We start from the raw sequence: 20440 nt of genomic DNA, 5'->3' as shown, positions 1-20440 counted from the left end.
AAAAATAGAGCTATTTTAAATTAATAGTTCTATTTTTTTTTATTGATTTCAACATTGTATCGGTACAATAGACAAAATGTAATTATTGGATTATTATAAAATAAATACTTAATAAAAAGCGGGTGCACTTATGAATGGGGTAAAAAAGGTAGCAACAATAAATGATTTATCTGGAATAGGAAGATGTTCACTAACAGTAGCACTTCCAATATTATCAGCTTTAGGGGTACAATGTTGTCCATTTCCGACAGCTATACTTTCTTCTCAGACTGGATTTGATAAATTTTCATTTTTAGATATAACTAATGAAATGAATAATTATAAAAAAGTTTGGAAAGAGTTGAATATAAAATTTGATTGTATATATAGTGGTTTTTTAGGTTCAGAAAAGCAAATTGATATAGTGTTAGATTTTGTGTTAGATAATAAAAATTCTTTAATTGTTATAGATCCTGTTATGGGGGATAATGGAATGATTTATGATACTTTCACAGAAAATATGTGCAATAAAATGAAAAAACTTATCTCTATTGCAAATATAGTAACACCAAATTTAACTGAGGCTTGCATATTAACAGGTGAAGATTATAAAAAGAATAAGATGAGTGATGAAATAATAAAAGAAATTGCTGTTAAAATATCCGAAATGGGTCCTAAAAAAGTTATTATTACAGGAATAATAAGAGAAAATAAAATTTACAATTTTGTTTATGATAAAGAAGAAGATAAAGTTTTTATGGTAAAAGAATATTTTAATAATGAGTCTTATAGTGGAACTGGAGACATATTTACATCAATAATTATAGGGTTATTATTAAATGGACATGATTTGAATTTTGCTATTAAAGAAGCTTCTAACTTTATATATGAAGCTATTCAATATACATCTAAATTTAAAACTAATCCTAAGGAAGGGATAATGTTTGAAGCATTTTTAAAGGAGTTGATTTTGATAAATGAAAGAAAATATTAAAACAAGAAATTTAGTAATAACAGCACTTTTTGCAGCATTAATATATGTAATAACAGCATTTTTGCATATTCCTACAGGGTTTAATGGGGGATATATTCATTTAGGTGATATTCTTATATATTTATCAGCTGTATTATTACCCACACCTTATGCTATGATATCCGCAGCAATAGGGGCTGGGCTTTCAGATGCATTATCTGGAGGAATGCTTTGGGTTTTACCAACAATAATAATTAAGCCAGTTATGGTATTATTTTTTACATCTAAAGATAATAATATTATTTGCAAAAGAAATATAAGTGCTGTATTTTTAGCAGGAATAGTAGGATGGTTTGGATATTATTTGGCTGGAGGAATTATATCAGGAAATTTTATAGCACCACTTGCAACTTTTTTTATGGAGTTAATACAACCTATAGCAAGTGGAATAATATTTCTAATGCTTAGTTATTCTTTAGATAGGATAAAAATTAGAAAAAGTATTATCTTTACAAGTAAAATAATTTAAATATTATAATAAAGTAAGTATAATAAATATGGCTGTCTCAAGGACAGCCATATTTATTATTAAGCATTATCAATTATTTTAAAGAATAAATCTTCTATGTTGCCCATTTCGTTGTATTTTTCTTTTAAATATTCCTTGCTTCCAGAGTCTACTATTTTACCTTCTTTCATTAAAATCATAGTATCACTAATTTCTTCCATTGAAGCTAATATGTGAGTACTAACCAGTATAGTCTTCCCAAGAGATTTTATTTTAGATAACATATCTCTAAATTCCTTTATTCCATTTGGATCTAACCCTACAAATGGCTCATCAATTAAAATTATATTTGGATCATGAATTAATGCCATTATAATAGAAACTTTTTGTTTCATACCTTTAGATAAATCTTTAGCAAGAGAATCTTTCTTATTAGATAAATTGAAAATATTCATTAAATCTTCAGCTTTGCTTGTCCAATCCTTGATTTTATAAGCTAGAGCTATAAATTTAAAATGTTCCCAAACTGTTAATAAATTATATAAATCAGGTGTTTCTGGTATATATGCTAAGGTTTCTCTTATAGTTCTATCTTTAGTTGACTTGCCATCTATTAAAACATCACCGCAATCTTTTCTTAATAGAGAAAGTATGCATTTTAAGGTAGTAGTCTTACCAGCACCATTTGGACCACATAATATGGCTATTTCCCCAGTATTTAAACTAAATGATATATTATCAATTGCTTTATTTTTCTTAAATGATTTAGACAAATTTTTTACTTCTAACATATTTTCCTCCTATTAATTCTTAATACTCTATAAGATCGAATAGTTTATTGCATAATAATATTAATAAACCTAGATAAAGACCTATTATTACAGTTAATACTCCAAAAGCTATATAAGTATTAAGTGTTAATCCATATGTAGCTCCAGTTGCTAAAAATGGAATCATTATAATTATCATTAATACAAAGGTTGCAAGCATTCCAGGGCCAGATTCATTATCTTTTGGCATAAGAAGTATCAATATTAAATTAAGCAATTTTATCACAAGAGAAAATGCTAGTGTTAGTATATAACATCCTATTCCTAAGATTAAGAATTCTGAATTTAAAACAATTGAAGGTATAAGCATTATACTAATTCTAATTAGTAATACTAAAAGCTCATCTAAGACTGTAGAAAGAATTTTATTTATTGGTTTTCCAGGGATAATGTATATATACACATTTTTTAATTCTCTAGACAACTCAGAAAAGTTAGATGAAATAAGACCTATATAAACTGTTCCAACTGAAATTGCGATAATTGAAATTAATTGATTTCCTTGTAATGTTACATATCCCCCTATAGCGCCAATAATAATGTTAAATAAGAATAACAAATATTTCTTTAATGAAGTTTGTTTTCTTTTTCTAATAATAGAAGATTTCCAATATAATGATAGCACTCCCCATCTTTCTTTAGAGTTACTATTTAAGTTAACATTTTTTATTTCCTTTTCCATTTGTGAATGAACATCTTTTTTATTATTTTTTAATTGCTTAATCCTTTCATTTTGTACAGATACTTTTTCAGCTATTTCTTCATAGTAGTCAGTATTTAGAGCTGTAAATAAAAAACAATTAAGTACAGTTAATACAATTAAGTACACTATGTCGAATATTGGTGGTGTAACTGTTTCAGTTAAAAGTAATGATATAAAGTTTATAATAGAACAAACTACTGGTAACTTAACCAGAAAACTATACAAAAATAGAAAGAGATAATTCAAAAAAGTTAAAGTTAAATGTCCATAGTTTATATAAATAAAATAAAACTATTAAGCATGTAATACCTTGTAATATGTAGGATATAATCTTAAACTTTTTTATTAGACCTGTTTTAACTTTCAATGCAAAAAATAAGTATGATAGCGAAATAAATAATAAGAATATAAAGAAGAAACCAAAAGCTATTGGTAATAATCCTATTAATGATAAATTAGTTGAAGCTAAAAGCATAAGTATAATGAAAAGAATACTTAAGAAGAAACTAGCTACACCTTTTATAGCACTACGAGCCATAGAATAAAAAGTATTATTTTGTTATTCAATGGTGAAGGAAATAAATAATTAATATCTGAAATTGAAAAGTTACTTGGTGCATAATCATTTAAATAATGTGCTAAAACAAATAATATAATAATAACAGATAGTACAGCTATTATTCCAAGTGAAGCTTGTTGAATTTCTGATGTTATAGATATTTTAGATTCATTTTTAAATATTGAAATAATAATTGAAGAAAAACAGACTCCAAAGAAAATAATAATTGAAAATAGTTTTTTTAGAAAGAGAATTGGATTAGTGAAAATTTGAAAAAAGAAATTTTTAATTTTTAAAAGATCTAAATATATTAAAACTTTTAAATCATTCATTTAAATACCTCCCAAAGTTGTTTGTTAAATTATAGCAAATAATATTATATATAACAAGAAGAATGTTAAATTATAGTCAATACACTTAAACATCACTACTTTTTAATAGTGATTATTTGACATAAACTATTATAGAATATATGATTATAGTACATAAAACATAAGAAGGATACGGTGGTGAAGGTAATGGATTTTTCTAATATTCAACACAGATTTATAAATCATAAAAATTCAGGATATCAAATGCTAAAGGGTAATGAAGGTACAGGAAAGAGTACTGCATCGATATATAAAACAATAAATTTAGAAAATAATTACTGCATTTATGAGGAGGACAAGATTTTACTTGTAACATCTAATTACACTAAAGCTTATGAAGCAATAGAACTTTATAAAAAAGAAAGTAGTGAGAATTATTTTTATTCATTATTTTCATTAGAAAAAGATAGAGTAAATATTGTATCAATAGAAGAACTTATTGATACATATTCTAAAGCATTTAGAAGAAAAAAAGGACTAGCTATGCAGGTTATAGATAAAATAAAGTCTTTAGAGATTTTGAAAGACTTAGAGGATGAAATATTATTATTTCATAAAAAATCTAAATTTCTTCAAAAAGTAACAATTGAGTTTGTATTAGAAGAAATTTTATGGATTAAAGCAAGTAATCTTTCTAAAAAGGAATATTTAGAAGTTGATAGAAAAGGTAGAGGTGGAAGAATTAAGAAATCTTCTTACACAAGAGAGGCTATATATAAAATTAAAGATTTATATAATGATAAATTAATTGCTAAAGGATACATGGATGAATATGACCATGTTTTATATGCTATCTTGTATATAAATAATCATGGTGGCCTATATAGTCATATCATATTAGATGATATGGAGAAGTTTACTAAGGGTGAAATAGATTTTATAAAAGCTATTTATAAAAATATGGCTCATTCTTCATTTATTTTTGTGTTAAATAATGAACTCAATAATAAAGAAAATTCCTGGATGATTAAAGGAAGAAAAGTAAATACTTTAGGTGTTGATGTAAAAGGAAAAAGCTTTAATTTCAAAATCAAATATGAAGAAGAGAAGAAAAAACAAGTAAATACAGTTGAAAAATATAGATATATTAACTTAAAAAACAAGGGAATTATAGAGTTTAATATAGACACTGCTTCGAATAAAAAAGAAATATTTGAAGGAAATGATATTTGTTATAACGAAAATGAATTAGAAGATATTCCAATGTTTAATAATATAGCAGCTGGAACACCTATAGAAATAAATGATAATATAGAAGGTAACTTTTATATACCAAAGTATTGGCTTGAAAGAGGAAAAGATATATTTATCTTAAGAGTAAAAGGAGATTCTATGGTGGAAAAAGATATTTGTGATGGGGACTTAGTTGTTATTAAAAAGCAAGGCACAGCAAATCACAATGAAATAGTAGCTGCAAGTTTAGATGGAGAGGCAACATTAAAAACATTAAACTTAAATGGTGATTCACCGAAGTTAATGCCAGCCAATTCCTTATATGCTCCAATTAATTTAGAAAATAAAGAAGTTAATATATTAGGAGTTGCAATTGGAATAATAAAACAGGATTTATCTCACAATTAAGAAGATAAAGAGGTAGATATTAAATTAAATCTATTATGTAATAAGCTTTTAAGTTTAGAAATTTTATAAGCAATTTCTTCTATAAATTATAATTATTAAAGATAATTATAAAAATATTTCCTGGAAAATAAAGTAAATCAACATAATAATGCTTTTTGACTAATACATATTTTATATAAGTTAAAATATGTAGGAGGTTTTTATGAATCTAGAATTTTTAAATGATAAAAAAAGAAAAATATTAGATAATATTAATTATGCTAAAAACTCTGATATAAATAAGGTTTCAGCAATACTTATGTGTAATGATGAAGAGGTACAAAAAGAATTATTAGCTTGGTTAGCATTAGAAGGGTACAAGGTTTCATTAATAAAAGATGAAATAAATATTTTAACAATTGAATGGTAAGAAAAATGACTAACAACATTGATAACAACATAAATAAAGCGTATAATTAACCATATAAAGAGTTAGGTGAAATAGAAATGTAGAAGGTTGGGGTGAGGTTTGTTATGCTATCTATAATATTCATTTCTGTTATTTGCATAATATTTATAGTATTAGGAGTAGCTATTAGTAAATATAAATGTTACTGGTTAATATCAGGGTATAATACGCAGTCTAAAGAAGAAAAATCTAAAGTGGATATCGAAAAAATAGCGAAACATATGGGAAGAATGTGTTATTTAATAGCCTTTTTAATATTTATAGGAGCTATAGTTTCAAAATATTTTCAAATTTCTATATTACCTTTTATAATTACTTTATTAATTATTGTATTTGGGTATTTAATATATATGCAAAAATTTGATCATAATAAAAAGAGCAAATCAGAAATAATGGTAATGGTAGTTATAGGATTTATAACATTTGCTATTATGATTATAACATTTTCATTTGGCAATGAAACCAATAATATTATAATTAAAGAGGACGCTATAGTTATAGATGGAAGCTATGGAATTACTTTAAAAAGAGAAGATATAAAAGAAATAAAGCTTGTAGATAATATTCCAGAAATAGGATTTAAGAGCAATGGATATAGTGATGGTGGTGCTATTAAAAAAGGTGATTTTAAGTTGGAAAATGGAGAAAAAGTTAAACTTTATGTCCAAAGTAATAAAGGACCATACATTAAAATTTCAACGGTAAATTTTGACGTATATATAAATTATAAAGATATATACTTTAACAAACCAATCATTTAATAATTTAAAATAGCTGAGATAGAGAAGCTTATAGGGCTTTTCTATTTTTTTATTATAGTTAAAATTAAATAAGTCATAAATATGAAATAATTAGGGAATAAATATGGTAGTATAATAAATAATAAAGTTATAAAAGATAATTAATTTTATAATATTTTGATATCTGGAGATTTATTATGATGATTGAAAAAGAATTTTATAGGCAAGGAGCTATTGAAGTAGCTCAAGGTATATTAGGACATTACTTAGTTAGAGAAATTGATGGTATAAAAATTAAATCTAAAATAGTAGAAACAGAAAGTTATATAGGAGCTACAGATAAAGCTTGTCATGCGTATAATTATAAAAAAACAGAGAGAACAAAACCTTTGTTCGAAGAAGGCGGAATAGCGTATGTTTATTTTATTTATGGGTTATATCATTGTTTTAATATAGTAACTAATATAAAAGATGAGCCAGAGGCAGTTTTAATAAGAGCTGTTGAACCTATTGATAATTTTGATTATTTATCTAATATTAGATTTAAGAAAAGTTATAATGAGTTAACAAATGTACAAAAGAGAAATTTAACCAATGGACCATCTAAGCTATGTACTGCTTTAAGTATTACAAGAGAAGATAACTATAAAAAGTTATATCTAAATAATGGATTATATCTAGAATATAATGAAAGCAAAAATATTGAAATAGTTAAAACCACCAGAGTAGGGATAGATTATGCAGAAGAAGCTAAGGATTTTAAGTGGAGATTTTATATTAAAGATAACCCATATGTTTCAAAAAAATAAATACAAATGGAATGAATATTTATTTTAAAGAGGAAAAAAACTATTAGTGATTATAAACTAAGGAGGAAATTAAAATGAAGTTAAAAAAATTATTAATAGTAATTTGTTTATTGACTATTTTTTCAGGAATTTTAGTTGGAGCAAAACCAGAGAAAGGAATATCAGCTAAAAGTCCAGTTGTAATAGGAGAAGTATTAGAAGTACAAAAATCAGAAGATGGAAATACAAGAGTTACTATACAGGGTTATATAAAGGGAAAGGAAGTTAGTAAAATAACTGTAGTTGGGATAATAGATAATGAAACAAAAGTTATGAATTCAACAAATGATAAAAAAGAAGATATAGTTATTGACAAGGGAGATTTAGTATATGCAAGAGTAAATGAAGCTATGACTAAGTCAGAACCCCCACAAACAGTTATTAAAAGAATATTTATTACTAAGAATAAATAGAAATTTTATTCAAATGGCTTTATAATATAAATGGAGGGTGTAGTATGACAAATATAAAAAAAGAAGAATTAAAAAGTAAATTAACAGAAATTCAATATAAAGTTACACAGGAAAACTCTACAGAGCCACCTTTCATAAATGAATATAATGATAATTTTAAAGAAGGAATTTATGTAGATATAGTTTCTTTAGAACCATTATTTATTTCAACGGATAAATTTAATTCTGGTTGCGGATGGCCAGCTTTTTCAAAACCAATAGATAGAAAATTAATTGAAGAAAAAGTAGATAAAAGCCATGGTATGGTGAGAACAGAAGTAAGAAGTAAAAATTCAGATTCTCATTTAGGGCATGTGTTTTGTGATGGACCAAAAGAATTAGGTGGACTTAGATATTGTATTAATTCTGCAGCATTAAAATTTATACCTAGAAATCAAATGAAAGAAAAGGGCTACGAAAAATATTTAGATTTGTTTGAAAATAAATAGTAAAGGTGGTATCCACTTTTACTTTTTATTTAAATTAAAATAAAGGGAATAATTTACATAATGAATTTATTTTTGTTATAATTAAGGGACAACCTATCAATAAAATATTTAAATAGTTGTATGGGAGAAGAAGATGAGCAATAGAGACAAAACTACTAAAAGAAGAAATAGTAAAACTAAAGGTATTTATTCAAGAGAAAGAGCATTATATAGCAGCATAATTATTTGTATAATATTTTTAGCTTTAATAGGACGGTTAACTTATATTATGATATATAAAAATAAAGAATATAAGCATATGGCTCAAGGTCAATGGAACTCTCAAGTAACTGTAGAAGCAGATAGGGGAGATATAAAAGATAGAAGTGGGTCAATACTAGCAACTTCAATAGATGTATATAGAGTAGATTTAGATTTAAAAGCAATAGATACATATATAACTGATGAAGAAATTGCAAAAGATAAAGTTGTGGAAAGTCTAGCTACTGCTTCAGGATTAACGATAGATGAGGTAAATAAAAAGTTAAATCCAATTAATGAAGAAGGCATTGAAGTAAAAACTAGTACTCTTATTACTGGAATTGAAAAAGAAGTTGCTGATAAAATTAAGGCTTTAGATATATATGGGGTTATTATTTCAATAAATCCCAAAAGATACTATCCAAATAATAACTTCTTAGCCCATGTATTAGGTGGTGTAAATTCTGATAATGTTGGGTTAAATGGAGTAGAGCTTGAGTATAACGCTCAGCTAAAAGGTTTAGCAGGATATAAAATAGCAGAAGTAGATGGTTCGCTAAAAGAATTACCGTTCCAGACTATAAAATATGCGAGCCCTGTTAACGGTAATGATGTTACATTGACTATAGATGAAAATATCCAATTAATGGCAGAGAAAGCTGCTGAAAAGGGATTTGAAGATAATAAAGCTAAAGAAGTTTCAATAATAGTTATGAATCCAAATAATGGTGAAATTTTAGCTATGGTAAATAAGCCAGATTTTAATCCTAATAATCCATATGAAGAATATGAAAAGTTTGATGGAGAAAATGATTTTGAAAAACTTCAAAATATGTTTAGAAATAGTGCTATAAGCAATAATTTTGAACCAGGATCAACATTTAAAAATATTACTATGGCAGCTGCAATAGAAGAAGGAGTTGCACATGAAAATGATACATTTTATTGTGATGGAGGGGTGAAGTTTGGTTCAACAACTATAAAATGCTGGAATACAGCTGGACACGGGACTCAAACTCTTCCTCAAATATTACAGAATTCTTGTAATGTAGGATTTATGGAATTAGGATCTAGATTAGGTAGTGCAAAACTAAGAGAGTATATAGATAAATTTGAATTTGGTAAATTAACTAAAATTGATCTTCCAGGGGAATCAGAGGGAATAATAAAATCAGTAAGTGATATGAGTGAAATGGATTTAGCAACTATATCTTTTGGACAAACTAATACTGTAAGCAGCATTCAACTTATGAGAGCATTTAATGCAATAGCAAATGGAGGAACCTTAATTCAACCTCATATGATGAAAGAGATATCTCATGAAGCTAGCAATGGAACAAAAGTTATAGATGAACAATTTAATCCAATTATAGAAAAAAGTATAATTTCAGAAGCAACAACAGCAACATTAAGAGATTATTTAGAAAGAACTATAAATCAAGGTCAGGAAATAGGGGCCTTTATGGGAAAAGATAGAAGAGTTGGAGGAAAGACAGGAACAGCTCAAAAAGTTGATCCTATATTAGGAGGATACTCAGCAGATAAATATATAGCCTCTGTAGTTGCTCTATATCCTGTGGAAAATCCACAAGTAACTATATTTATAAAAGTTGAAGATCCAAGTGCAGGAAATTATTATGGTGGCCCAGTAACAACTCCAATATTAAAATCATTATTATCTGAAATATTTACTTATATGGATTCTCAAGTTTATACTGAAAGATATTCATATAAGAATAAAGTAGTAGTACCTGAACTAAGAGGGAAATCAGTTAATGAAGCTAAAAAGATATTAGAAAATAGTAAATTAAATATTGATATAGGTAAAGATACTTCAAAAGTAACTAATATGGAACCATATCCAGGCTCATTAGTTGAAGAAAATGCTGTTATAAGTTTGAATGTAGATGATTATAAAAATGATATTGATAAGCTTATAATGCCAGATTTAAAAGGTAAAACTTTGGAAGAAGCAACTAATATTTTAAATAGTTTGGAAATAACATATAAAACCAATGGAAGTGGAGTAGTAGAAAGTCAAGATGTTATTGCTGGAAAACTAATTGAAAAAGGAACAAAAGTAAAATTAGATTTGAAATAATAAGATAGTAGGAGATAAGATGGATAAAGTAAGAGCGTTAAGTATAAAAGGGAGAAGTAGAAGCCGGTCAACTTCAAGAAGAAAAAAAATAAAAATGAAAAATATTGATTATAGTTTGTTATGTGCTATATTAGTCTTGCTAGTTATAGGAATAATTATGGTATATTCATCAAGTTCATACTATGCTTTATACCAAAAAGATGTATATAATTCAGATTTTTATTTTTTTAAAGAAATAACATGGTCTGTAGTAGGTATAATAGGAATGCTTGTTACAATGTCCATAGATTATCACATATATAAGAGATGGACACCTTGGATAGTATTAATTACATTAGGATTATTAGTAGTGGTTTTATTTGCTGGTGCAGATATAAATGGAGCTGTTAGATGGATAAGACTTGGACCATTATCTTTTCAACCATCTGAGCTAGCAAAATATGTAGTTGTTCTTTATTTAGCATTATTAATAGATCAAAGAAAAGGAAAAATCAAGAAATTTGCAGAAGGAACAATATTTTATTTAGCTATAGCAGGAGTTTTTGCATTACTAATATTACTTGAAAAAAACTTAAGTATAACTGCTATAGTTATGATGGTTGCATTTGTTATGATATTAGCAGGTGGAGCTAAAATAAGTCATTTACTTTCACTTATTCCAATGGGATTAGCAGCAGGAATGGGATTGATTTTTATAGAAAGCTATAGGCTAAAAAGACTTACAAGCTTTTTAAATCCATGGGCAGATACATCAGGAGATAGCTATCAACTTATACAATCTCTTTATGCTCTTGGTTCAGGTGGATTATTTGGTGTAGGACTTGGAAATTCAAGGCAGAAAGCTCTTTTTATGCCTGAACCACATAATGACTTTATATTTGCTATTATAGGTGAAGAATTGGGGCTTATTGGATGTATATTTATAATTTGTCTTTTTATATTTATAGCAATAAAGGGGACATCTATAGCAGTTAAAGCAAGAGACAATTATGGGTATCTACTTGCTATTGGAATAATTTCAGTAATTTCTATACAAGCTATAATAAATATTGCAGTTGTAACTGGATCTATGCCTGTAACAGGTGTTCCAATGCCACTTATAAGTTATGGTGGAACATCCTTAGTTTTTAATTTATCAGCAATTGGAATATTATTAAATATTTCAAGACAAGGTAAAGAAGAGGAATTAAATTGATAAATAATGTATATATTTATTATATAAGTTTATATATTTTTAAATCTTTATTAAGTTAATGGAAAAAATTTATATATAGATGTATAATAGACGCATATTAAAAACTATAAAATATGTTTGGAGGAGATGACTATGAAGACAGTTATTTTAACAGATTCTTGTTGTGATTTACCTATAGATTTTGTGAAAGAAAACAATATAGAAGTAATGCCACTTAGAGTTAACATAAAAGGTAAGGAAATTAAAGATGATTTGGGGCAGAGTATAGAGTATAAAGCGTTTTATGATATGATAAGAGAAGGAGAAATGCCTTCAACATCGCAGGTTAATGCATATGAATTTACAGAGGTTTTTGAGAAATATTCTAACCAAGGCTATTCAATAATTTATATAGGTTTTTCATCAGCATTAAGTGGATGTGTAAATAGTGCAAGAATAGCGAAAGAAAATGTTGAAGGAGAAATTTCTTCAGCGGATATAACTATAATAGATACAAAATGTGCATCTATGGGGTTAGGGCTGGTAGTTTACTATGCAGCTAGTATGCTTAAAAATGGAGCAAGTAAAGACGAGGTAGTAGCTTGGATAGAAGATAATAAATTAAAAGTTAACCATTGGTTCACAGTAGATGATTTAAATCATTTAAAAAGAGGTGGAAGGGTATCTAGTACTGCTGCTATAGTAGGAACTATGTTAAATATAAAGCCTATATTACATGTAGATGATGAAGGAAGATTAATACCTGTATCTAAAGTAAAGGGAAGGAAAAAATCAATTAAGGGTTTGCAAGAAAGTTTGAAAGAGCGAATTATAAAGCCAGAAGAACAAACAATATTTATAAGTCATGGAGATTGTTTAAGTGAAGCTGAACATTTAAAGGATTTAATTTTAAATGAAGTACAGGTTAAGGAAGTTATTATAAATAATGTAGGGCCAGCAGTAGGTTCACATTCAGGTCCAGGGACAATTGCTTTATTTTTTATTGGAGAGAATAGATAATAAAATAAATATATAAGTTAATAAGTTTATTGGTATTATTCATTAGTATTTTAAAAAAAATTAATATATTTTAAGAGTTATCTAGAATTAGTTTAGAATTAGTTTTGGATAACTCTTTTATATATTAGATAAAATTAGTAATAGTTATATTTTATACTGTTATTTACTTTAATCAATAAATTGAATAAGTTGAATTATTTTTAGATAATGTTAAAGTGTAGTATAGATAAAATATAATTATCATGATTTAAGAAAAATGGCATTGGAGGGTTTGGTTGTATGTATGAATACATAGTAGGGATATATAAAGGGATATATAAAGATTATATTATTATTGAAAATAATGGAATCGGATACAAAATATTTACATCAGGAGCAACTATGTCATCTATGCCTAAAGTTGACGAAGAAGCTAAACTTTATATTGAGCAAATAGTAAGAGAAGATTTTATAGGGTTATATGGATTTAATTCCAGAGAAGAACTTGAAATGTTTAAGTTACTTCTTTCTATAAATGGAGTTGGCTCAAAAGCCGCTTTATCATTATTGTCTATTAGTAGAATAAATAACTTAAAATATGCAATAATGATGGGAGACGAAAAGCATCTTTGTAGAGCCCCTGGGATTGGAAAGAAGACAGCGGCAAGAATAATACTAGAGCTTAAAGATAAAATAAAGAAAGAAGAAATGATTAGCGGAAGTCAAGACTCAGGAGAGTTTGAAGATTTAGTTCCAACCAATGCAAGTAACATAGCAGAAGCATTAGGAGCACTTTTAGCTCTTGGTTATTCAGAAAAAGAAGCAGAAGCTTCGATTAAAAAAGTTGATAAAACAGATACATTAGAAAATATAATAAAAAATTGCTTAAAGGTTCTTATGGGATAGAGGTGAACTATGGAAAGAATAATAACACCACAAGAAATCTTTGAAGATGGTAATACTTTAAGTTTGAGACCTCAAAGTTTAGGTGAATATATAGGTCAAGATAAAGTTAAGGAAAGGTTAAGCATATTTGTAAAAGCAGCTCAAAATAGAAATGAAGCATTAGATCATGTATTGCTATATGGTCCGCCTGGTCTTGGAAAAACTACATTAGCTAATATAATAGCAAAAGAAATGAATGGAGAACTAAAGATAACGTCAGGTCCAGCGATAGAAAGAGCTGGAGATTTAGCAGCAATATTAACTACTCTTAAGGATAACGATGTTTTATTTATAGATGAAATTCATAGATTAAATAGAAATGTAGAAGAAATACTTTATCCAGCTATGGAGGATTATGTTCTTGATATTGTTATAGGAAAAGGAGCAGCAGCAAAATCTATAAGATTAGATTTGCCTAAGTTTACTTTAATAGGAGCAACTACAAGAATAGGTATGTTAACAGCTCCATTAAGGGATAGATTTGGAGTTCTTTGTGATATGCAATACTATACAGAGGAACAGCTTAGAGAGATTATAATTAGATCTGCTTTTGTATTAAAATGTGATATAACGGAAGAAGGAGCATATGAGCTTGCAAGAAGGTCTAGGGGAACTCCAAGAATAGCAAATAGATTACTAAAAAGAGTTAGAGACTATGCAGAGGTTTACTCAGATTCTCTTATAAGTTATAAAGAAGCAAAAGCTGCACTTGAGCTTCTAGAAGTAGATGATAAGGGGTTTGATAGAGTTGACAATAAAATTTTAGAAGCAATAATAGATAATTTTAATGGAGGTCCTGTAGGTATAGAAACACTTTCGTATTTTATAGGAGAAGAGCTTGGAACTATAGAAGATGTTTATGAACCATATTTATTGCAAACAGGGTTCATAGTAAGAACTTCAAGAGGTAGAGTTGCGACAGAAAAAGCATACGAGCATTTAGGAAGAAGCAAGAAGATAAGAAAAGTAACTGGAGAACAACAAAAGTTATTTTAAAGATAATTTAATTCATAGATAAAATAGATTGGGAGAAGAAAAATGAAGGTAAGTGATTTTGATTTTTATTTACCAGAAGAATTAATTGCACAACATCCATTAGAAAAGAGAGATTCTTCTAGGTTAATGATTTTAGATAAAAAGACTGGAGTTATAAAGCACAAATATTTTCATGATGTAATAGAGTATTTAAATGAAGGAGATACTTTAGTTTTAAATAATACAAGAGTTATGCCTGCAAGATTGATAGGTGAAAAAGAAGAAACTGGTGGCAAGATAGAGTTTTTATTGCTAAAAAGAATTCAAGGAGATAAATGGGAATGCTTAGCTAAGCCCGGTAAAAGAGCAAAAATTGGTCAAAAATTTACTTTTGGTGAAGGTAAATTAACTTGTACTGTAGTTGATATTGTGGAGGAAGGAAATAGAATAATAGAATTTTCTTATGACGGTATTTTTGAACAAGTGCTTGACGAATTAGGAGAAATGCCATTACCACCATATATTACAGAAAAACTTCAAGACAAAGAAAGATATCAAACAGTATATTCAAAAGAAAAAGGATCAGCAGCAGCACCAACAGCAGGATTACATTTTACAGAAGAATTATTACAACAAATTAGAGCTAAAGGGGTTAATATTGCTTACTTAACTCTTCATGTTGGACTTGGAACATTTAGACCTGTAAAAGTAGAAGATATAAATGAACATATAATGCATTCAGAATACTACGTGTTAGATAGAGAAAATGCAGATATTATAAACAAAACTAAAAAAAATGGGAATAAGATAATAGCTGTAGGAACTACTTCTACAAGAACCTTAGAAACAATTGGAGATGAAAATGGTTTTGTAAGAGAGCAAAGTGGCTGGACAGATATTTTTATCTATCCGGGATATAAATATAAAGTTATTGATGAGTTAATAACTAATTTTCATTTACCTGAATCTACTTTAATAATGTTAGTTTCAGCTTTAGCAGGTAAGGAAAATGTTATGAATGCATATAATGAGGCTGTTAAAGAAAAATACAGATTTTTCTCCTTTGGAGATTCTATGTTAATAAAAGAGTAAACGAAAAGAGGAAGTGAAATTTTGAGTAAGAAAAGATATACTTTACTAAAAAAGGATGGGGAAGCAAGAAGAGGAAGATTTGAAACTCCTCATGGAACTATAGAGACTCCTGTATTTATGAACGTTGGTACTTTAGCGGTTATAAAAGGTGCTGTATCAACAATGGATTTAAAAGAAATAGGATGTCAAGTAGAATTATCTAATACATATCATTTACATTTAAGACCATCTGATAAGGTTGTGGCAAGTCTTGGAGGATTACATAATTTTATGAATTGGGATAGACCAATACTTACAGATTCAGGTGGGTTCCAAGTATTCTCACTATCAGGAATGAGAAAGATAAAAGAAGAAGGAGTTTATTTCTCATCACATATAGATGGTAAAAAGATATTTATGGGACCCGAAGAATCAATGCAAATTCAAAGTAATTTAGCTTCAACTATAGCTATGGCTTTTGATGAGTGTATTCCAAACCCATCTACAAGAGATTATGTAGAAAAATCAGTGGCGAGAACAACAAGATGGCTTGAAAGATGTAAAAAGGAAATGGACAGATTAAATTCACTTCCTGAAACTATAAATAAAGAACAAATGCTATTTGGAATCAATCAAGGTGGATGTTACGAGGATATAAGAATTGAGCATGCAAAGACTATAACAAAAATGGACTTGGATGGCTATGCAATAGGCGGATTGGCTGTTGGAGAAACCCATGAAGAAATGTATAGAATAATAGATGCTGTTGTACCATACTTACCAGAGGATAAGCCTATATACTTAATGGGTGTTGGAACTCCAAGTAATATATTAGAAGCTGTTGATAGAGGAGTGGATTTCTTTGATTGTGTTCTTCCGGCAAGGAATGGTAGACATGGTCATGTTTTTACCAAAGAAGGTAAAATAAATTTGATGAATGCAAAATTTGAATTGGATACAAGACCAATAGATGAAGGATGTCAGTGTCCTGCTTGTAAAAGTTATACTAGAGCTTATATAAGGCATTTATTTAAGGCTAAGGAAATGCTTGCTTTGAGGCTTTGTGTTTTACATAATCTTTATTTCTATAATAAGCTTATGGAAGAGATTAGGGGTGCAATTGATGGAGGATACTTTAAGGAATTTAAAGATGAAAAATTAAAAGAATGGAACGGAAAAGCATAAATAATTAAATGTATGTTAACATAATTGACAGTAGAATATAAATGATATATAGTTTTTATTGTGAATTAATAGTTATTTTATGAAGGGAATGAGGGCTGTATGCAAATATTATCAATTGTATTGCCATTCGCATTAATGTTTGGTATTATGTATTTTTTATTAATATTACCAGAGAAAAAAAGAAATAAGAAATATAATGAAATGATATCCTCTCTAGAAAAGAATGATGAAGTAGTAACTAGAGGTGGAATTATGGGGAAAATAATAATAGTTGAGGATAACTATATTATTTTAGAAACTAGTGCTGAAAGAACTAAATTAAAAGTAACGAAAAATGGTATAGCAACAAAAGTAAATAAAGAAACAGAATAAGAATAAAGCCCCCTAATACCTCATAAAATGAGTAGTAGGGGGTGAAATTTTTATGGATTGGACAAATTATTTTAAAAATGTACTAAAGGGAGTTATTTGGGCACTTATGATTACATTCTTAGTAACAGCGATATTTTCGCTATTTATGAATAGAATTACATTAGGAGAAGGTATATTTAATGTGATTTATGTAGTCATATCGTGCTTAGCCTTAGTAGTAGGGTCTATAGTTGCAGTAAAAGCCCAGGGCAGTAAAGGTTGGGTAGTTGGTTTAGCAGTAGGATGTGTTTTTTACATAGCTCTATATATAATAGGAATTATATTTGGTGCAGAACCAACATTAGGAATGTATGACTTTATTAAATTTACTTTATGTGTTTTTATAGGATTACTGTCAGGAATGCTTGGAGTAAATCTATAAGTAAAATTTTGTTAATCAAAATAATGAAAAGTGAAAAAGTGAAAGAGTTACTGTTTCTTAATTCTTTTGTTTTTTCATTTTTCTTTATTAATTTTTAATAAGATTTACTAATATAAAACTAATAAAACTTAATTATCAATTGAATAAAGCCACTTGTAATTTATGTATAATGAATTTAATTAATCATGAAAATAAGTTAAAATTAAAAATATTATAAAAACAAGGTCTTGTATTGGTAATAATATACAAGATTCTTAAAAAGTAGTTGATATTACTTAACATAAGTAATATAATTTAAATGAAAACGTACCAGAGGGGGAAGAACATGAAAGCGAGAAGCAAAAGTAAGAGTAAAAGTTCAATATTGTTTATACTCTGTGTCATTGCTATTTTCTCATTAGCATTTACAGGTTTTAAAGGGTTTAAAATAGCAGGGTGGGAGATTAAGTCCATTGGTGAAGCTATAACTAAAGGTTTAGATCTTCAAGGTGGAGTTTCAGTCCTGATGGAAATACAAGAAGACGATGTGCCATCAGATGTTCGTCAAAGAACTAAGCAATTATTAGAATTAAGAGTTAATAAAATTGGAGTATCAGAAACAGTTGTTACAGAAGAAGGAGAAAAAAGAATAAGGGTGGATATACCAGGAGCATATAATTCAAGTGAAATAGTTGATGGATTAAGTAAAACTGGTAACTTAGAATTTAAAGACTCCGAAGGAAATATTGTTTTAACAGGAAAAGACGTTAAGGAAGCAACAGCTGTACTAGATAGTACATCAAGTCCAGTAGTATCATTAGAGCTTAATGAGGAAGGGCAAACAAAGTTTGCGGAAGCAACGGCTAATAATATAGGAAAAACTATAAGTATATCAATGGATGATGAAGTAGTTTCACAACCAGTAGTTCAAAATGCAATTACAGATGGAAAAGCTGTGATTAATGGTATGTCATCAATGGAAGAAGCAACTAAGCTATCAGGGATAATAAGCTCAGGAGCTTTACCAGTTACAGTTAAGGCTGTATCAGTTAAAAATGTAGGTGCACAGTTAGGAGCAGAAGCGCTTCCTAATGCGGTTAAGGCTGGAGTAATAGGAATATCCTTAGTGTTTATTTTTATGATTTTATATTATAGATTACCTGGATTATTTGCAAGTATAGCATTAACGTTATATATAACTTTAGTACTTATAGTATTTGTGGAAATGAAGGCGGCATTGACGTTGCCAGGAATTGCAGCATTTTTATTAACTATAGGAATGGCTGTAGATGCTAATGTACTAATTTTTGAAAGAATTAGAGAAGAACTTTCAATTGGTATTCCAATTAAAAGTGCAATAAAAAAAGGTTTTGAAAATGCAATGTCATCAATTGTAGACTCAAATTCAACAACATTTATTGCAGCACTTATATTATATTTTATGGGCTCAGGAGCAGTAAAAGGGTTTGCTGTAACACTTATGATAGGAATAATTTTAAGTTTATTTACAGCGCTAATAGTAACAAAAATATTAATAAATTTAGCTGTTGATATGGGGCTTTTAAAAAGTCTAGGACAATTTAGAGTAAAGAGGGGGGCTGAAAATGCTTAAAGTTATAGAAAAAACTAAGCTTTGGTTCACCTTATCTACAATAATTATAGTTGTAGGATTAGGATTTATTATTGTAAGAGGGCTTAACTTTGGTATAGATTTTAGAGGCGGAACTAATGTTGTAGTTGAATTAGGAGAAAATTTTAATAAGCCAGAAGCAGATGAAATAGTTAAAGATATAGTTCCAGATGCAGTAACTAATGAAATTGATAATACACAATATGAAATAAAGGCAAAAGATTTAGATAGTACTAAAGTCTCAGAAGTTTTTAAAGCACTGCAAGAAAAATATACTTTAGAAGATAGTGCCTTAATATCACAAGATGAAATAGGAGCTTCTGTAGGAAAAGAGCTTACTAAAAATTCTATAGTTGCTTTACTGGTTGCTTGTGTGGCTATGCTTGTGTACATAGCATTTAGATTTGAAATGAATTATGGAATAGCTTCAGTAATAGCATTGTTACATGATGTATTAATAACAATTAGTGTTTATGCTATATTTGATATACCAGTTAATACACCATTTATTGCAGCAATATTAACGATTGTAGGATATTCTATAAATGATACTATAGTAATATTTGATAGAATTAGAGAAAACTTAAAGAATATGAGAAGGGTGTCATCTACAGAAGTAGCTAATAAAAGTATAACTCAAACTATGTCTAGATCAATAAATACAACATTGACTACTTTAATAACAATAATAGCTGTAAATATTTTTGTACCAACAGTTAGAGAATTTTCATTCCCATTAATTATAGGAATAGCTGCAGGCGCCTATTCTTCTATATTTATAGCTTCACCAGTATGGGTTATGTTAAAAGACAAGAAAGTTAAAAAAAGTAAAGCGGAAATAGCTTAATCTTTATAAAGATAACAAAAGTTAAACCTACCGAAATTGATTTGGATGTTATTATTTTTT

Annotated in this window: 22 protein-coding genes; 19 read left to right on the top strand and 3 right to left on the bottom strand. The window is 27.9% G+C overall.

From position 1 onward, the window contains the following. Positions 1-130: 130 nt before the first annotated feature. Positions 131-973: a pyridoxamine kinase gene (locus A500_RS15045; protein ID WP_016208423.1), complete on the top strand. Its 843-nt coding sequence runs from the start codon at positions 131-133 to the stop codon at positions 971-973. Continuing rightward, complete coding sequence (locus tag A500_RS15040; RefSeq protein WP_016208422.1) at positions 957-1481, top strand: TIGR04002 family protein; 525 nt, start codon at positions 957-959, stop codon at positions 1479-1481. The genes A500_RS15045 and A500_RS15040 overlap by 17 nt, the downstream gene beginning before the upstream one ends. Positions 1482-1540: 59 nt before the next feature. On the opposite strand, the gene A500_RS15035 is transcribed toward A500_RS15040, so the two are convergent. The 3 genes from A500_RS15035 to A500_RS15025 form a co-directional block, all read right to left on the bottom strand. Next, positions 1541-2251 (bottom strand): ABC transporter ATP-binding protein, encoded by a 711-nt coding sequence (locus A500_RS15035; protein WP_016208421.1) that lies wholly within the window; start codon positions 2249-2251, stop codon positions 1541-1543. A gap of 19 nt (positions 2252-2270) precedes the next feature. Then, on the bottom strand, positions 2271-3176 hold the full coding sequence (locus A500_RS15030; protein ID WP_242835149.1) for a putative ABC exporter domain-containing protein: 906 nt from the start codon (positions 3174-3176) through the stop codon (positions 2271-2273). A gap of 336 nt (positions 3177-3512) precedes the next feature. Beyond that, positions 3513-3884: a putative ABC exporter domain-containing protein gene (locus tag A500_RS15025; protein ID WP_016208419.1), complete on the bottom strand. Its 372-nt coding sequence runs from the start codon at positions 3882-3884 to the stop codon at positions 3513-3515. Between the two features lie 174 nt (positions 3885-4058). Here A500_RS15025 and lexA point away from each other — a divergent pair, with 174 nt between their 5' ends. The 17 genes from lexA (at position 4059) to secF (ending at position 20380) form a co-directional block, all read left to right on the top strand. Then, positions 4059-5504, top strand: a complete 1446-nt coding sequence (lexA, locus tag A500_RS15020) for a transcriptional repressor LexA (protein ID WP_242835148.1) — start codon at positions 4059-4061, stop codon at positions 5502-5504. Between the two features lie 202 nt (positions 5505-5706). Beyond that, on the top strand, positions 5707-5913 hold the full coding sequence (locus A500_RS15015; protein ID WP_016208417.1) for a hypothetical protein: 207 nt from the start codon (positions 5707-5709) through the stop codon (positions 5911-5913). A 104-nt stretch (positions 5914-6017) separates the two neighbouring features. Next, positions 6018-6713, top strand: a complete 696-nt coding sequence (locus A500_RS15010; RefSeq protein ID WP_016208416.1) for a DUF3784 domain-containing protein — start codon at positions 6018-6020, stop codon at positions 6711-6713. A gap of 176 nt (positions 6714-6889) precedes the next feature. Next, the gene (locus A500_RS15005) at positions 6890-7501 is read left to right on the top strand and encodes a DNA-3-methyladenine glycosylase (protein WP_040436960.1); all 612 of its coding nucleotides are present in this window, start codon (positions 6890-6892) and stop codon (positions 7499-7501) included. Positions 7502-7575: 74 nt separating this feature from the next. Beyond that, positions 7576-7953 carry a hypothetical protein gene (locus A500_RS15000; protein ID WP_016208414.1) on the top strand — a complete coding sequence of 126 codons (378 nt, stop codon included), beginning with the start codon at positions 7576-7578 and terminating at the stop codon, positions 7951-7953. A gap of 44 nt (positions 7954-7997) precedes the next feature. Continuing rightward, positions 7998-8441 carry a peptide-methionine (R)-S-oxide reductase MsrB gene (gene msrB / locus A500_RS14995; protein ID WP_016208413.1) on the top strand — a complete coding sequence of 148 codons (444 nt, stop codon included), beginning with the start codon at positions 7998-8000 and terminating at the stop codon, positions 8439-8441. A 133-nt stretch (positions 8442-8574) separates the two neighbouring features. Then, complete coding sequence (locus A500_RS14990) at positions 8575-10782, top strand: stage V sporulation protein D (RefSeq protein WP_016208412.1); 2208 nt, start codon at positions 8575-8577, stop codon at positions 10780-10782. 19 nt (positions 10783-10801) lie between these two features. Beyond that, complete coding sequence (spoVE, locus tag A500_RS14985) at positions 10802-11977, top strand: stage V sporulation protein E (RefSeq protein ID WP_016208411.1); 1176 nt, start codon at positions 10802-10804, stop codon at positions 11975-11977. A 132-nt stretch (positions 11978-12109) separates the two neighbouring features. After that, on the top strand, positions 12110-12976 hold the full coding sequence (locus tag A500_RS14980; RefSeq protein WP_016208410.1) for a DegV family protein: 867 nt from the start codon (positions 12110-12112) through the stop codon (positions 12974-12976). A gap of 279 nt (positions 12977-13255) precedes the next feature. Beyond that, on the top strand, positions 13256-13861 hold the full coding sequence (gene ruvA / locus A500_RS14975; RefSeq protein WP_016208409.1) for a Holliday junction branch migration protein RuvA: 606 nt from the start codon (positions 13256-13258) through the stop codon (positions 13859-13861). A gap of 9 nt (positions 13862-13870) precedes the next feature. Beyond that, on the top strand, positions 13871-14896 hold the full coding sequence (gene ruvB, locus A500_RS14970) for a Holliday junction branch migration DNA helicase RuvB (protein ID WP_016208408.1): 1026 nt from the start codon (positions 13871-13873) through the stop codon (positions 14894-14896). Between the two features lie 42 nt (positions 14897-14938). Continuing rightward, complete coding sequence (gene queA, locus A500_RS14965) at positions 14939-15967, top strand: tRNA preQ1(34) S-adenosylmethionine ribosyltransferase-isomerase QueA (RefSeq protein WP_016208407.1); 1029 nt, start codon at positions 14939-14941, stop codon at positions 15965-15967. A gap of 21 nt (positions 15968-15988) precedes the next feature. Continuing rightward, entirely contained in the window at positions 15989-17131 is a 1143-nt protein-coding gene (tgt, locus tag A500_RS14960) for a tRNA guanosine(34) transglycosylase Tgt (RefSeq protein ID WP_016208406.1), read from the top strand. A 99-nt stretch (positions 17132-17230) separates the two neighbouring features. Next, the gene (gene yajC / locus A500_RS14955) at positions 17231-17503 is read left to right on the top strand and encodes a preprotein translocase subunit YajC (RefSeq protein ID WP_016208405.1); all 273 of its coding nucleotides are present in this window, start codon (positions 17231-17233) and stop codon (positions 17501-17503) included. Between the two features lie 52 nt (positions 17504-17555). Beyond that, the gene (locus A500_RS14950) at positions 17556-17924 is read left to right on the top strand and encodes a TIGR04086 family membrane protein (protein WP_016208404.1); all 369 of its coding nucleotides are present in this window, start codon (positions 17556-17558) and stop codon (positions 17922-17924) included. Between the two features lie 325 nt (positions 17925-18249). Then, positions 18250-19515 carry a protein translocase subunit SecD gene (secD, locus tag A500_RS14945; protein ID WP_016208403.1) on the top strand — a complete coding sequence of 422 codons (1266 nt, stop codon included), beginning with the start codon at positions 18250-18252 and terminating at the stop codon, positions 19513-19515. Further along, positions 19508-20380, top strand: coding sequence for a protein translocase subunit SecF (gene secF, locus A500_RS14940; protein ID WP_016208402.1), 873 nt, complete (start codon positions 19508-19510; stop codon positions 20378-20380). Before secD ends, secF begins: the two co-directional genes overlap by 8 nt. The last annotated feature ends 60 nt before the right edge of the window (positions 20381-20440 follow it).

The sequence above is a fragment of the Clostridium sartagoforme AAU1 genome (genome assembly GCF_000401215.1).
GTDB classification, from domain to species: domain Bacteria; phylum Bacillota; class Clostridia; order Clostridiales; family Clostridiaceae; genus Clostridium; species Clostridium sartagoforme.
This window is presented reverse-complemented; position numbering and strand designations above follow the sequence as displayed.